9 protein-coding genes and 1 pseudogene are annotated in these 13,512 nt (G+C 73.2%); 4 read left to right on the top strand and 6 right to left on the bottom strand.

Features of this window, described 5'->3' with window-relative positions:
• Positions 1-63: 63 nt before the first annotated feature.
• The gene (locus ACL03H_RS15230; RefSeq protein ID WP_412811880.1) at positions 64-2,208 is read left to right on the top strand and encodes a DUF2339 domain-containing protein; all 2,145 of its coding nucleotides are present in this window, start codon (positions 64-66) and stop codon (positions 2,206-2,208) included.
• Between the two features lie 349 nt (positions 2,209-2,557).
• On the opposite strand, the gene ACL03H_RS15235 is transcribed toward ACL03H_RS15230, so the two are convergent.
• Positions 2,558-2,911 (bottom strand): glutaredoxin family protein, encoded by a 354-nt coding sequence (locus ACL03H_RS15235; protein ID WP_412811881.1) that lies wholly within the window; start codon positions 2,909-2,911, stop codon positions 2,558-2,560.
• Between the two features lie 234 nt (positions 2,912-3,145).
• On the opposite strand from ACL03H_RS15235, the gene ACL03H_RS15240 reads away from it, so the two are divergent.
• Entirely contained in the window at positions 3,146-3,910 is a 765-nt protein-coding gene (locus ACL03H_RS15240; RefSeq protein ID WP_412811882.1) for a TetR/AcrR family transcriptional regulator, read from the top strand.
• A 128-nt stretch (positions 3,911-4,038) separates the two neighbouring features.
• Here the strand turns inward: ACL03H_RS15240 and ACL03H_RS15245 are convergent.
• The 3 genes and pseudogenes from ACL03H_RS15245 to leuS form a co-directional block, all read right to left on the bottom strand.
• A pseudogene (locus ACL03H_RS15245) lies at positions 4,039-4,389 on the bottom strand (CAP domain-containing protein); the annotation flags it as partial.
• 355 nt (positions 4,390-4,744) lie between these two features.
• Positions 4,745-6,709, bottom strand: coding sequence for an acyl-CoA dehydrogenase family protein (locus ACL03H_RS15250; RefSeq protein ID WP_412811920.1), 1,965 nt, complete (start codon positions 6,707-6,709; stop codon positions 4,745-4,747).
• Between the two features lie 244 nt (positions 6,710-6,953).
• A complete protein-coding gene (leuS, locus tag ACL03H_RS15255) occupies positions 6,954-9,869 on the bottom strand; it encodes a leucine--tRNA ligase (RefSeq protein WP_412811883.1) in 2,916 nt (971 codons plus the stop codon).
• 272 nt (positions 9,870-10,141) lie between these two features.
• Between leuS and ACL03H_RS15260 the strand changes: the two genes are divergently transcribed.
• On the top strand, positions 10,142-10,534 hold the full coding sequence (locus ACL03H_RS15260) for an SdpI family protein (RefSeq protein ID WP_412811921.1): 393 nt from the start codon (positions 10,142-10,144) through the stop codon (positions 10,532-10,534).
• A 62-nt stretch (positions 10,535-10,596) separates the two neighbouring features.
• Here the strand turns inward: ACL03H_RS15260 and ACL03H_RS15265 are convergent, their stop codons facing one another.
• Together ACL03H_RS15265 and ACL03H_RS15270 are read right to left on the bottom strand one after the other, a co-directional pair.
• Positions 10,597-11,169, bottom strand: coding sequence for a YqgE/AlgH family protein (locus ACL03H_RS15265; protein ID WP_412811884.1), 573 nt, complete (start codon positions 11,167-11,169; stop codon positions 10,597-10,599).
• Positions 11,170-11,365: 196 nt separating this feature from the next.
• Positions 11,366-12,859: a CCA tRNA nucleotidyltransferase gene (locus ACL03H_RS15270; protein ID WP_412811885.1), complete on the bottom strand. Its 1,494-nt coding sequence runs from the start codon at positions 12,857-12,859 to the stop codon at positions 11,366-11,368.
• Between the two features lie 97 nt (positions 12,860-12,956).
• Between ACL03H_RS15270 and ACL03H_RS15275 the strand changes: the two genes are divergently transcribed.
• Complete coding sequence (locus tag ACL03H_RS15275; protein ID WP_412811886.1) at positions 12,957-13,511, top strand: NUDIX hydrolase; 555 nt, start codon at positions 12,957-12,959, stop codon at positions 13,509-13,511.
• Position 13,512: the final 1 nt, after the last annotated feature.

Consider the following 13,512-nt stretch of genomic DNA (forward strand, 5'->3'; position numbering starts at 1 on the left):
ATGAGTAACCGTTGAGTAGCCATACGGATCCCGCCGGACCCCTTCGGCCGACAGAGTGTGCTCATGGCAACACAGCGCACAGCACGCACGATCGCAGGCCCCGGCACCGACCTCGGCGACCTCGCGGATCCGATCGACCGGATCGCCGCGATGTTCACCGACCTGGGGACCGAACTCGGCGTGCTCGGGGAGCAGCTTCGCGGGCAGCACGCGAAGCGCGCAAGCACCGCTGGGGAATCCACGACGAAGACCGAGGGTGACACCGTGATCACTGGGGAACGCGTTCCGACCGGCGGCCGCAGCGCCGCACCACCTGGCCGACCCGCACCACCCGGCCCCGAACCCGGCGGCAGACCCGAGGCGGTGGTCCGCACCGGACCCGCACCGCTTCCCGGCGAACCCGTCGACACCAGCTTCGCCGAACCGACGCAGACCCCGGCCGCCCGCGCGGCCGGGGCTGCCCCGCGTCCGGGGCCGGGTTCGGAAGGCACCGCACCCCGGTTCCCGGAGCCCCGGGCTCCGCAGGCCCCCGCCGCGTGGACTCCGCCGACCTCGTGGGCGCCGCCGCCCGCCCCCGGCTTCGCGACCTGGCTGAACCAGCCCGTCGGCGGCGGCCCGGCCCAGGAACCCGAGCGGGCCCCGCTGGCGGACCGCGTCGCGGACTGGACCTCCCGGCAGGGCACCCGGCTGCTCGCCTGGGCCGGAGCCGCGATCACGTTGCTCGGCGTGGTGCTGCTGATGGTGCTGGCCGTGCAGCACGGGTGGATCGGCCCGGGCGGCCGGATCGCCGGGGGAGCGGTGCTGGGCGCGGGCTTGATCGGCTCCGCGTTCCAGGTGCGTCGCCGGGCCGCGATCCCGGGGGCCTTCGCGCTCGCCGCCACCGGCATCGCGGTGCTGTACCTCGACGTGCTCGCCGCGACCGCCCTCTACGACTTCCTGCCCGCGACCGCCGGACTGGCCGCCGCGCTGGTGCTCGCCCTGCTCGGGTTGCTGCTCGCCGACCGCTGGCGCTCGCAGGCCCTCGCGGTCGGGGTGGTGCTCGGCTGCGCGCTGTCCGCCCCGCTGCTGTTCGGCCCGGTGCCGGCCGCGCCCGCCTCCTCGGCGCTGCTGACCGGGTTCCTGGTCGTGCTGAAGATCGCTGCCGCTCCGGTGCAGGTGCGCCGGTCCTGGCGCGGGCTCACGGCCGCCTCCGCCGCCCCCGCGATCCTCGCCGCCCTGCTCTCCGACGGGCACGCCTGGCTCGCGGGCGAGCCGCTGGCCGCCACCGGCGCCGCGCTCGCCGTCGCGGCCAGCGGATTCGCGCTCTCGCTCGTCCTCGCGCACCGACGCCCCCGCGATCCGATGGCGATCGCGCTGCTGCTGACCTCCAGCGCCCCCGCTCTGCTGATCGCGCCGGCCCTGGACCGCGGGAGCGCCCTCGGCGTGCTGGCCCTGCTCGCGGCGTTGCACGGCGCCGCCTGGTGGGCCGGGCGGACCGGTCGCGCCTCCGCCGCGCTCGGGGCGGCCGGGGGCGGGATGGCCGCCCTGGTCGCGTTCCAGGCGACGCTGCTGGTCGCGGGCGGGTCCGGCCGTTCGCTGGGGCTGCTCGCCGAGGCGACCGTGCTCGCGCTGCTGGCCCGGCGGCTGCGCGGCCGCGGGCTGCTGCTCAGCGCCGCGCTGTTCGGGTCGTCCGGCGTCGTGCTCGCGCTGATCTCGGAGATCCCGCCCGGGGTGCTGCTGACGTTCCCCGTCGAGCCCTACCTGTCCGGCGGAACCCCGGCGCTGGTCTCCGGGCTCGCGGCCTTCCTGCTCATCGGGTCGGCAACCGCCACGAGCACCTGGGCCGCGGTGGTCCTGGAGGTGCTGCCCCGGACCCCGCAGGCGCTGCTGCCCGCGGCCGCGGGCGTGCTCTACGGCGGGGCCGGGCTGGTGCTGACCGCGGCGCTGCTGGTGTCGCCGAGCCCGGCGGGCTTCCTGGCGGGCCACGCCGCGATCACCGTCTGCTGGCTGGTGCTGGCGTTCCTGGCGCTGCTGCGCGGGATCCGCTCGGTTCCGCTGCGAGCGGCCGGTTTCGCGCTGGTGGGAGTCGCGCTGGCGAAGCTGCTGCTGTTCGACCTGGCCGCGCTCTCCGGGCTGGTCCGGGTGCTGGTCTTCCTGGCGGCGGGACTCATCCTGCTGGCGGGCGGGACCCGCTACGCCCGGCTGCTCGCCGAGCGCGGTGAGGGCTGAGGCCGGCGAACCGGGACGAGCACGCGGGGAGGGGAACCAGGGTCGGCCGCACGGGGGGCGTCACGGCCGACACCTGGGGTTGCGATCGTCGGTGGCGCGATACCGGCGAGCAGCAACTCACCCAGTCTGACGCGCGCCCGCGCCAGAAGGATGCGCATTGGCCGAAAAGTACCCCCGAAAGGGTGCGAAGTGGTCGTGTTCGGCGGGTCGCGCTGGCCTGATGAGCGGAACCCGCACTGGTGCGGTCGCCACGACGACATGTCGACAAAGCGACCTGTCCGCTCGTCGATCCATCGCCAGATCGACTCCGGCGCGGGGTCGGGGTTCTCCGGAACGGGCTCCGGCCCGGTCAGTGCTTCCGCAACCCCAGCGCGTTGAGCGCGCCCGAGATCGGGCCGGGCGTCTCCTCGGGAACCAGGTGCGGTGCGTGCTCCGAGACCGCCCGCACGACCTCCTCCGCCGACGGGTTGACCTGCCGCCAGGAACCGAGGACCACCGTGGGGACGGTCTCGTTGCCGTCGGCGATCTCGCGGACCGCGGCCGCCGCCTCGGCGTCCCGCCAGATGTCGATCTCGCGGAACTCGACCGCCCGGCGACGCAGGCCCGCGCGCAGCGAGGTGCAGAAGGGGCAGCCCGGCCTGGTGTAGACGATCAGCTCCGCCGCACCGCCGGCCCGCTCCGCCCCGGATTCCGCTGCGGTCATCCCGCACCTCCCCGTCGTCGTCCGGGCGGCGCGCCCGCGCGCACCACCCGATAGATCCACCGCTCTGGCCCCAGTCCCAACCGACGGCGTCGGGCGGATATTCCGCGCCGACCGGAACCCGCCGCCGGGCCGAGCGGGGCGCCTCGACCGGTTACCGTGCGCGGTACCCGTCGTCGATCAGCGAGCCGGGCGCACCACGTGCGGCGGCCGCACCCGTTGGAGCGGACGCACACCATGACTCAGGGCACCCGGCGCGAGCGCCTCCGCGCCGCCACCGAGCTGGAGATCCGCGAGCACGCCCGGGCGCTCCTCGTGGCCCGGGGACGGGACGCCGTGACGCTGCGCGCGATCGCCCGCGAGCTCGGGATCACCGCCCCGGCGCTCTACCGCTACCACGACTCGCGCGAGGACCTGCTGCGCAGGCTCGGCGACGACATCTGCGCGGACCTCGCCGCGGAGCTCACCGGCGGGCTGAGGCACCTGGACCCGGCGGACTTCCGGGGCAAGCTGTTCTCGGTCTGCCGCGGGTTCCGCACCTGGGCGCTCGCGCACCCGGAGGAGTTCGCGCTGGTCTTCGCGACCCGCGCCGACGAAACGGCGGAACCCGGCGGCGCGGCCCCGGACGCTCCCGACGACCGCTTCGCCGGGGTCTTCATCGCGGTGATCGGGCCGCTCGTGATCGAGGCCGCGGACCTGGTCCGCCACGACGTCTCGCCACCGGACCCGCAATCGGAGCTCAGCTCGAACCAGCAGGCCCTCGCGCGCGCCTTCGCCGACCGGGGCGTCGACGTGCCACCGGAGGTGCTCGACGCGGATTCGGTCTTCGTGCTGCTGCGCTGGTGGGTCCGGTTGTACGGCCACGTCGCCCTGGAGGTGTTCGGCCACTTCCCGTTCAACCTGGTGAGCGCCGACCGGCTCTACGACTCGCTGCTGGAGGAGCTCGCGGCGGAGCTCGGCGTCGCCCGAGGGCCGGGCGGCCGGGGCCCGGGAGAGAGTTGACGGGCCTCCGGCCGCACGGTGTGACACCCCTTGTTCCCGGTTCTCCCGGGGTCTTCGCGATCCGGCCTGGACGGGTCCCGCGTTCGGGGTGCCGCGGAGCTCCGGGCCGGATCGTCCGGAACGACGGCTCAGTAGCCGAAGTCCTGGGTCCAGTACCAGCCGTCGGTGTCCACACCGACGCCGATGCTCGTGAGCGAGCAGTTCAGGATGTTGCGCTTGTGACCGGCCGAGTTCATCCAGGACTCCACGACCTGTTCGGCGCTGCTCTGGCCCCGGGCGATGTTCTCCGCACCGGGGGAGGGGTGACCGGCGTTCCTGATCCGCTCGTCGAAGCTCACGCCCTCCGGCGTGTCGTGGGAGAAGTAGTTCCGGGCGGACATGTCCGAGCTGTGCCCGTTCGCGGCGGTGGTGAGGCGTTCGTCCTCGGCGAGGGGCTGGCATCCGGCGCCCGCCCGCGCCTCGTTCACCAGCTCCACCACGCGCTGCTGCTGCCCGGCGTCCGCCGCGAACGCCTGCGCCGGGATCGCGATCCCGGATCCGAACGCGACGGCCGTCAGACCCGATGCGATTACTGAACGTCGCCAATTGGTCCAAGCCATGACGCCGAAACCTACCCAAGGCGAGTGAGATTGTTCCGTTATATGTGTGCCAGGACACAGATCAAGACACTATCCGTGCTCAAATTCGCCCCATGGCTTTCACCCACATGGGGGTAAATCAATGCGCACGCGACCAATTCGGACGCCCGCGGAGAGGTGACCGGGGTACCGAGCTCCGGAAGCGGAGCGGCCCGCCCGGAGATCGGGCCGGGCGGGCCGCCGGGGCCGCCAAGGTTCAGGAGGACGCGAGGTCGTGCTCGCGCTGCGCCTCCTGCCGGGCGGCCTCGGCACCCGTCGCGATGGGCGCCGTGAGCCACTGCCGGGGGATCCCGAAGGCCTCCACCAGCTCCACCGCGTGCGGCCGCAGCTCCCGGCACAGCCCGTTCACCGCCTCCGTCACCGCCTTCGCCCGGCGCGGGGTGATCCGCTCGTGCTCCAGGAACCAGCCGCGGTCCTCCTCGATCGAGGACAGCACGTGCAGATCGCACACGCGGTCCAGCAGCCGCGCGGTCTCGGCGTCCCGGCAGCGCTCGATCCCGGCCACGAACGCCTCCAGGACCACCCGGTCGACGTGCACCCGGGCCGCGCGCAGCACGTGGTCCTGGGCGGCGTTGAAGACCTCGAACGGGTCCGCGTCCTTGCCGGTGGCCCGCCGCAGCCTGCGGGCGAGGCCGTCGAGCACGTGCTGCTCGCGGTCGTCGAACAGCCGCAGCTGCCAGCCGCGGTCGAACACGGACCCCTCGTCGTCGCGCTGCGCGGCATCGACCAGGCGCTGCACCAGCGACTTCGCCGCCGTGCGTTCGATGACCGCGCCGACGAACTGGTCGGCGACGAACCGCGCCATGCCGACCGTGCCGAGCTCCTCGAACTGGTCCTTGTAGCCGGTCAGCAGCCCCTTGGCGACCAGCTGCAGCAGCACGGTGTTGTCGCCCTCGAACGTGGTGAACACGTCGGTGTCCGCCTTGAGCTGCGGCAGCTGGTTCTCCGCCAGGTAGCCCGCGCCGCCGCAGGCCTCGCGGGCGGTCTGGATGGTGCTGGTCGCGTGCCAGGTCGTCACGGCCTTGAGCCCGGCCGCGCGCGATTCCAGCTCGCGCCGCGCGCGCTCGTCGCCCGAGTCCTGCACCTCCGCCAGCGTCTCGACCAGCTGCTCCTGGGCGAAGTGCAGCGCGTAGGACCGCGCCAGCGCGGGCAGCAGCTTGCGCTGGTGGCCCAGGTAGTCGAGCACAGCGGTCTCCTCGGAGGCCCCCGGGCGGTCGAACTGCCTGCGCACCGAGCCGTAGCGCAGCGCGATCTCCAGCGCGAGCTTCGCGGCGCTGCCCGCGGTGCCCGCCACCGAGATCCGGCCGCGGATGAGGGTGCCGAGCATGGTGAAGAACCGCTTGCCGGTGCTCTCGATCGGGCTCCGGTAGGTGCCGTCGGGCGCGACGTCGCCGTAGCGGTTGAGCAGCGCCTCGCGCGGCACCCGAACCTGGTCGAAGCTGATCCGCCCGTTGTCGACCCCGTTGAGCCCGCCCTTGCGCCCGCAGTCGGACAGGTGCACGCCCGGCATCGGTTCACCCGCCCCGTCCCGGAGCGGCACCAGCAGCGCGTGCACGCCGTGGCGCTCACCGCCGGTGATGAGCTGGGCGAACACCACCGCCAGCCGCCCGTCGCGGGCCGCGTTGCCGATGTACTCCTTGCGCGCCGACTCGTGCGGGGTGTGCACGACGAACTCCTCGGAGTCCGGGTCGTAGACGGCGGTGGTGCGCAGGTGCTGCACGTCCGAGCCGTGCCCGGTCTCGGTCATCGCGAAGCACCCCGGCAGGTCCACGTTCATGATCGCGGGGAGGTAGCGCTCGTGGTGGCGTTCGGTGCCCAGGGCGTGCACGGCGCCGCCGAACAGGCCCCACTGCACGCCGGCCTTGACCATGAGGGAGAGGTTGCCCGCCAGCATCTCCAGCGAGACCACGGAACCGCCGACGTCACCGCGACCGCCCTGGGCGACCGGGAAGCCGATCTCGGGGATGCCGCTCTTGGCCAGCAGGTGCAGCTGCTCCAGGGTGAGCGCGCGGTGCGCCTCGGTGTCGAGGTGGTCGCCGGGCGGCAGGTCGGTGCCCGCCAGGGCTTCGCGCACCTCGGCGCGGATCGCGGCCCAACGCCCGTCGAGCAGCGCGGCGAGCTCGGCCCGGTCGAACCGGTCGGGGGTCTTCGGGATGTCCATGCTGCCTCCAGTGCCGTTGGCGCCGAGCCTAGTTACTCGCCAGTAGCCCAGCCATGTGACCTCGCTCGCCACCCTGCCACCCGTTGAACATTTCGCGAGAAATCGCGCCCCCCCGGGCGCGGCGGTGCAGGTCAGGACGGCGCGGGCTGGGAGGGCGGCGCGATTTCTCGCGAAATCTCGAAGGTGCGCGGCACGCGGACGGCCCGCCCTCCGGGGGAGGACGGGCCGTCGGCGGTGCGCGGGATCAGGCGACGATGTTGACCAGGCGGCCGGGGACCACGATGACCTTCCGGGGCTCGCCACCGCCCAGCGCGGCCACGACCTTCTCGTCGGCCAGCGCGGCGGCGCGCACCTCGTCCTGCCCGGCCGAGGCGGGCACCACGACGCGGGAGCGCACCTTGCCGTTGATCTGGATCGGGTACTCGGCGGAGTCCTCCACCAGGTACCGCTCCTCGGCCACCGGGAACGGGCCGTGCGCCAGGCTCCCCTCGTGGCCGAGCCGGGACCACAGCTCCTCCGCCAGGTGCGGGGTCAGCGGCGCGACCATGAGCACCATCGGCTCCACCACCGCGCGCGGCGTGCCCGCGGCGGTCGAGTACGACTTGGTGACCCGGTTGTTCAGCTCGATCAGCTTCGCCACCGCCGTGTTGAACCGCAGCGCGTCGAAGTCCTCGCGCACCCCCTCGATCGTCCTGTGCAGGGCGCGCAGCACCTCCTCGTCGGGCTGCTCGTCGGTGACGCGCAGCTCGCCGGTGCTCTCGTCGACGACGTTGCGCCACAGCCGCTGCAGGAACCGGTGCGAGCCGACGACGTCCTTGGTCGCCCACGGCCGCGAGGTGTCCAACGGCCCCATCGCCATCTCGTAGAGCCGCAGCGTGTCGGCGCCGTAGGCGTCGGCCATCTCGTCCGGGGAGACGGAGTTCTTCAGGCTCTTGCCCATCTTCCCGTACTCGCGGCGCACCTCCTGGCCCTCGAAGAAGAACGCCCCGTCCCGCTCCTCGACCTGCTCGGCGGGCACGTACACGCCCCGCTCGTCGGTGTAGGCGAAGGCCTGGATGTAGCCCTGGTTGTAGAGCCGCCGGTAGGGCTCCTCCGAGCTCAGGAAGCCCAGGTCGTAGAGGACCTTGTGCCAGAAGCGGGAGTACAGCAGGTGCAGCACCGCGTGCTCCACGCCGCCGACGTAGAGGTCCAGCCCGCCCGGGTCGTCCGCGCCGTGGCTCTCCGGACGAGGGCCCATCCAGTAGCGCTCGTTGGCGGGGTCGACGAACTCGGAGTCGTTCACCGGGTCGACGTAGCGCAGCTGGTACCAGCAGGAACCGGCCCACTGCGGCATCACGTTGGTGTCCCGCCGGTAGTGCCGGAGCCCGTCGCCCAGGTCCAGCTCCACCTCGGCCCACTCGGTCGCCTTCGCCAGCGGCGGTTCGGGGCTGCTGCCGGCGTCCTCCGGGTCGAAGGTGCGCGGCGAGTAGTCCTCGACCTCGGGCAGCACCACGGGCAGCGAGCTCTCCGGCACGCCCAGCGGCTCGCCGTCCTCGCCGTAGACGATGGGGAACGGTTCGCCCCAGTAGCGCTGCCGGGCGAACAGCCAGTCGCGCAGCTTGTACTGCACGGTCCCGGTGCCGTGGCCGCGCTCGGTCAGCCAGCCGATGATGGTGCTCTTGGCCTCGTCCAGGTCCAGGCCGTCGAGGTCCAGCCCGGCCTCCGGGTTGGCGGAGTTGATCCGCGGCCCGTCACCGGTGAAGGCGCCGTCGACGTGGTCCTCGCTCGGCCGCACGGTGCGCACCACCGGCAGCTCGAAGGCCCGCGCGAAGTCCCAGTCGCGGGTGTCCTCGCCGGGCACCGCCATGATCGCGCCGGTGCCGTAGCCCATCAGCACGTAGTCCGCGACGAACACGGGGATGCGGCTGCCGTTGACCGGGTTGGTCGCCCAGGCGCCGGTGAAGACGCCGGTCTTGTCCTTGTTCTCCTGGCGGTCCAGGTCGGACTTCATCGAGGCGGTGCGGCGGTAGTCGGCCACGGCCCGCGCCGGGGTGGCGGCGCCGCCGGTCCAGCCGTCGCGGGTGCCCTCCGGCCACTCGGCGGCGGTGAGCTGGTCGACCAGCGGGTGCTCCGGGGCCAGCACCAGGTAGGTGACGCCGAACAGGGTGTCCGGGCGGGTGGTGAACACCTCGACCCGCTCGGCGGAGCCGTCCAGCGCGAAGGTCACGTTCGCACCCTGCGAGCGGCCGATCCAGTTCCGCTGCATGCTCTTGACCTTGTCCGGCCAGTCCAGCCGGTCCAGGTCGTCCACCAGCCGGTCGGCGTAGGCGGTGATCCGCATCATCCACTGCTTGAGGTTGCGGCGGAACACCGGGAAGTTGCCGCGCTCGGTCAGCCCGTCGGACGTGACCTCCTCGTTCGCCACCACGGTGCCCAGGCCGGGGGCCCAGTTCACCGGCGCCTCGGAGAGGTAGGCCAGCCGGTAGGAGTCGATCAGCTCGCGCTGCTCGGCGCGCTCCAGCTCGCTCCACGGCCGGCCGTCCGGGGTGGCGCGCTCGCCGTCGGCGAACTGCTTCTCCAGCTCGGCGATCGGCCGGGCGCGGCCCCTGCCGCCGTCGGCCTCGACGTCGTACCAGGCGTGGAACACCTGCAGGAAGATCCACTGGGTCCACTTGTAGAACTCGACGTCGGTGGTGGCGACGCGGCGGCGCTCGTCGTGACCGAGGCCCAACCGGCGGATCTGGCGCAGGTAGCGCTCGATGTTCTGCTCGGTCGTGGTGCGCGGGTGGGTGCCGGTCTGCACCGCGTACTGCTCCGCGGGCAGGCCGAAGGCGTCGAAGCCCATCGTGTGCAGCACGTTGCGGCCCAGCATCCGGTGGAAGCGGGCGTAGACGTCGGTGCCGATGAAGCCCAGCGGGTGCCCGACGTGCAGCCCGGAGCCCGAGGGGTAGGGGAACATGTCCTGGACGAACAGCTTGTTGGCCGAGTCCAGCTCGGAGCCGGTGCTCAGCGGTCCGGCCGGGTTCGGCGCGTGGAAGGTGCCGAGCTCCTCCCAGCGCTGCTGCCAGCGCTGCTCGACCCGCGCCGCCGTCTCCGCGGTGTAGCGGAACCGGGGCGTCTCCTCACCCCCGCCCGACGTGCTCGTCGGCTCGCTCGTCGCACCTGCTGCCTGGCCGCTCATCAACCGCGTTTCCTTCCCTGCTCACCGCGCGGATCGCACACCCCCAGTGTGCCGCCCGCTCCCAACCGGTTTTCCCCGGCCCGCCCGGGGCGCCCGCGGCGGCCCCGCGCCGGTCCCAGCGCCGCTCCGCCCGCGCCCGCGCGGGCGAACGCGGACCGGCGGGTGCCCCCGGAGCCCGGCCGGGGAGCCGGGCAGCGGCGCTGTGACCCAGCGAACCTCATCCGGGTAGCGAGCGGAGGCCGCGGAGGCAGCGGTCGTACCCTGTGCCGGTGATGGCTGTGCAGATGATCTTGGGTGCGCTGCTGGTCCTGCTGGGGGCGGCGCTGGTGTTCATCGGATGGCGGGGCCTGCGGAGCCAGCTGCCGCCGAACCGCTACGTGGGTGTTCGCACCCCCGCCACGCTGCGCAGCGAGGAGGCGTTCGAGCTCGGCAACCGGGTCGCGAGCCCCGCGATGCTGGCCGGCGGCGCGGTGGCGGTCCTCGCCGGGGTGTCCGAACCGCTGCTGAGCACGGTCGCGAGCTCGGTGGTCGTCGCGGTGCTCGGCATCCTCGGCGCCTTCGCGCTCATGGTCGTCGGCGGCGTGCTCGGCAACCGGGCCGCCGAGGCGATGCCCGCTCCCGCCACCGCCGGATGCGGCGGCTGCCCCGGCGGCTGCTGCGGCTGACCTGCCCCCCTACCGGCGGCCCTCTCGACCGAACGCGGCGGGAGGGCCGCTTCGCGTCCGGGCTAGTTCAGCTTCACGTCGCCGGGGTGGGTGGCGAGGAAGGCCAGCGGAGTGCTCTGGCGCCGCAGCACCCGGCCCCACAGGTCCGCCCCGGGAGCGATGATCACGTCGTCGGGCAGGGCCGGGACGACGTACCAGTCCCCGCGCCCGATCTCCCCGGCGAGCTGCTTGGCGTCCCAACCCGCGTAGCCCGCGAAGAACCGCATCCCGCGCGCCCTCGGCACGAGCTCGTCCGGGTCGCCGTCGAGGTCGACCAGCCCCACCGGGCCGCGCACGCCGATCATCCCCCCGACGCGCGCGACGTCCTCCCCGGCGCGCAGCGCGGCGAGGCAGATCGCGGTGCTCTGCTCCACCGGTCCGCCGACGTACAGCGAGGGCGGTTCGCTGGCGTGCGGCGCCCACTGCGGCAGCACGTCGCTGACCGCGACCTCGCTCGGCCGGTTCAGGATGACGCCGAGGGTTCCCTCCCCCCGGTGGTGGATGATGTAGACCACCGTCCGGCGGAAGTTCACGTCGAGCAGCTGCGGGGCAGCCACCAGCAGCGTCCCCGGCTCCACCTCCGCGTCTGATTCCACCTCCGCATGATCGCAGAGCGAAGGCCCTGCTGGCTCGGCCGCGCCGCGAACGCGCGAGAATTCGGGCGAGCGGGTCCGTTCAGCGGTGCCCAACTGCTGCGAGCAGCGAATAGCGGTCGCTCACGTGTTCCGGCGAGTATTAATAGAACCCGCTGACCAGCAGGAACGAGAGGTGCGGTTCCGCGTTCGGCGCCGGTCAGTCGCCGGGCACCTCGATGCCCTGTTCGGCCGCCCAGCGGTGCAGCTCGGCGACGGCCTCCTCGTGCGCCATCGGGCCGCGGTCCAGCCGGACGTCCTTGAGGTGCTTCCACGCCTGCCCGACCTGGGGACCGGGGGCCAGCCCGAGCAGCCGCATGATCTCGTTGCCGTCCAGGTCCGGGCGCACCTTCGCCAGGTCCTCCTCGGCGGCGATCCGCGCGATCCGCTCCTCCAGGTCGTCGTAGGAGCGCTGCAAGGCGTTCGCCTTGCGCCGGTTGCGCGTGGTGCAGTCCGCCCGGACCAGCTTGTGCAGCCGGGGCAGCAGCGGACCCGCGTCCGTCACGTACCGGCGCACCGCCGAGTCGGTCCACTGCCCCTCGCCGTAGCCGTGGAAGCGCAGGTGGAGGTAGACGAGGTCGCAGACCTGGCTGACGACCTCCTTCGAGAAGCGCAGCGCCCGCAGCCGCTTGCGCGCCATCTTGGCGCCGACGACCTCGTGGTGGTGGAAGCTCACCCCGCCGCCCGGTTCGAACCGGCGGGTCCCGGGCTTGCCGATGTCGTGCAGCAGCGCCGCCAGCCGCAGCACCAGGTCCGGCTCGCCGTCCGGATCGGCCGCCCGCTCCAGGTCGATCGCCTGCTCCAGCACGACCAGCGAGTGCTCGTAGACGTCCTTGTGCTGGTGGTGCTCGTCGATCTCCAGCCGCATCGCCGAGACCTCGGGGAGCACGTGCTCGGCCAGCCCGGTGTCCACCAGCAGCTCCACGCCGCGCCGCGGGAACCGGCCGCAGAGCAGCTTGGCGAGCTCCGCCTGGATCCGCTCCGGGGTGATCCGGGCCAGTTCACCGGCCATCTCCCGCATCGCCGCGAGCACCCGGTCGGCGGGCTCGAAGCCGAGCTGCGCGGCGAACCGGGCGGCGCGCAGCATCCGCAGCGGATCGTCGGCGAAGGACTCCTGCGGGGTGGCCGGGGTGTCCAGCCGAGCGCGGGCCACGTCCTCCAGGCCGCCGTGCAGGTCCACGAATTCGCGCCTGCCCAGCTCCACGGCCATCGCGTTCACCGTGAAGTCCCGGCGCAGCAGGTCGCCCTCGACGGTGTCGCCGAAGGCCACCTCCGGGTTCCGGCCGACGCGGTCGTAGCTGTCCGCGCGGAACGTGGTGATCTCCACGGTGGTCCCGCGCCGGTAGGCGCCGAGAGTGCCGAACTCGATCCCGGTGTCCCAGATCGTCTCGGCCCAGCCCTCCAGCAGCTCGCGCACCTGGTGCGGGCGGGCCGCGGTGGTGAAGTCCAGGTCGGTGCCCAGCCTGCCCAGCAGCGCGTCCCGCACGCTGCCGCCCACCAGGTACAGCCGGTGGCCCGCGGCCTCGAAGCGCGCGGCGAGCTCCTCGGCCACCGGGGCGACCTTCACGAGCTCGACGACCGCGTTGCGCTGCGCCTCCCGTTCGCGGGCGCGCAGGTCGGTCTCGTCGGGTGCGTCACGGGTCGAAGGGGCCACGGGAGAAGGGTATCGGCTGCTCAGCGGAGGATCTCCGGGCCTGGTGCCGCCGTGGTTCGACCGACTGGATCGCCGCTGATCGCACTACCATCGCCGCATGTCTCCGTCGCCCGGCCGCTCCGGCGGCGCTCAGCCGGGGCGCCGGAACCGGCGCCGCCGCCGACGGCTGCGGACCGTGGAGGAGACCTCCGCCGGGGGGTTGGTGGTCGCGGAGGCCGAACGGCTCGCTGCGATCATCGGTAGGTCAGACCGCAGGGGACGACTGCTGTGGTCGTTGCCGAAGGGCCACATCGAGCCTGGTGAGACGCCCGAGCAGACCGCGGTGCGTGAAGTCGCGGAGGAGACGGGGATCATCGGACGGGTGACGGTGGCGATCGGCACGATCGACTACTGGTTCGTCGCCGGTGACCGGCGCGTGCACAAGACGGTGCACCACTTCCTGCTGGACGCGGTCGGCGGAGAACTTTCCGACGAGGACGTGGAGGTCACCGAGGTGGCTTGGGTGCCGCTGGGTGAACTGGACGGAGTGCTGGCCTACACGGATGAGCGACGCCTGGTGCGGCACGCGCTCGCGCTGCTCGGCGGCGCCCGGCGGGGCGAGGGCGAAGCGGGGGGCGTGCCTCCCCGGAACACGGGAACGGAGCAGGGGTGAG

It is taken from the genome of Saccharopolyspora antibiotica (assembly GCF_047200635.1).
Classification (GTDB): Bacteria; Actinomycetota; Actinomycetes; order Mycobacteriales; family Pseudonocardiaceae; genus Saccharopolyspora_C.

What these genes read in the sequence shown, in the direction of transcription:
- ACL03H_RS15230 (WP_412811880.1), top strand. Translation starts at nt 64, where the DNA reads ATGGCAACACAGCGCACAGCACGCACGATCGCAGGCCCCGGCACCGAC.
- ACL03H_RS15235 (WP_412811881.1), bottom strand. Translation starts at nt 2,911, where the DNA reads ATGACCGCAGCGGAATCCGGGGCGGAGCGGGCCGGCGGTGCGGCGGAG.
- ACL03H_RS15250 (WP_412811920.1), bottom strand. Translation starts at nt 6,709, where the DNA reads ATGGACATCCCGAAGACCCCCGACCGGTTCGACCGGGCCGAGCTCGCC.
- leuS (WP_412811883.1), bottom strand. Translation starts at nt 9,869, where the DNA reads ATGAGCGGCCAGGCAGCAGGTGCGACGAGCGAGCCGACGAGCACGTCG.
- ACL03H_RS15260 (WP_412811921.1), top strand. Translation starts at nt 10,142, where the DNA reads ATGGCTGTGCAGATGATCTTGGGTGCGCTGCTGGTCCTGCTGGGGGCG.
- ACL03H_RS15275 (WP_412811886.1), top strand. Translation starts at nt 12,957, where the DNA reads ATGTCTCCGTCGCCCGGCCGCTCCGGCGGCGCTCAGCCGGGGCGCCGG.
- ACL03H_RS15240 (WP_412811882.1), top strand. Translation starts at nt 3,146, where the DNA reads ATGACTCAGGGCACCCGGCGCGAGCGCCTCCGCGCCGCCACCGAGCTG.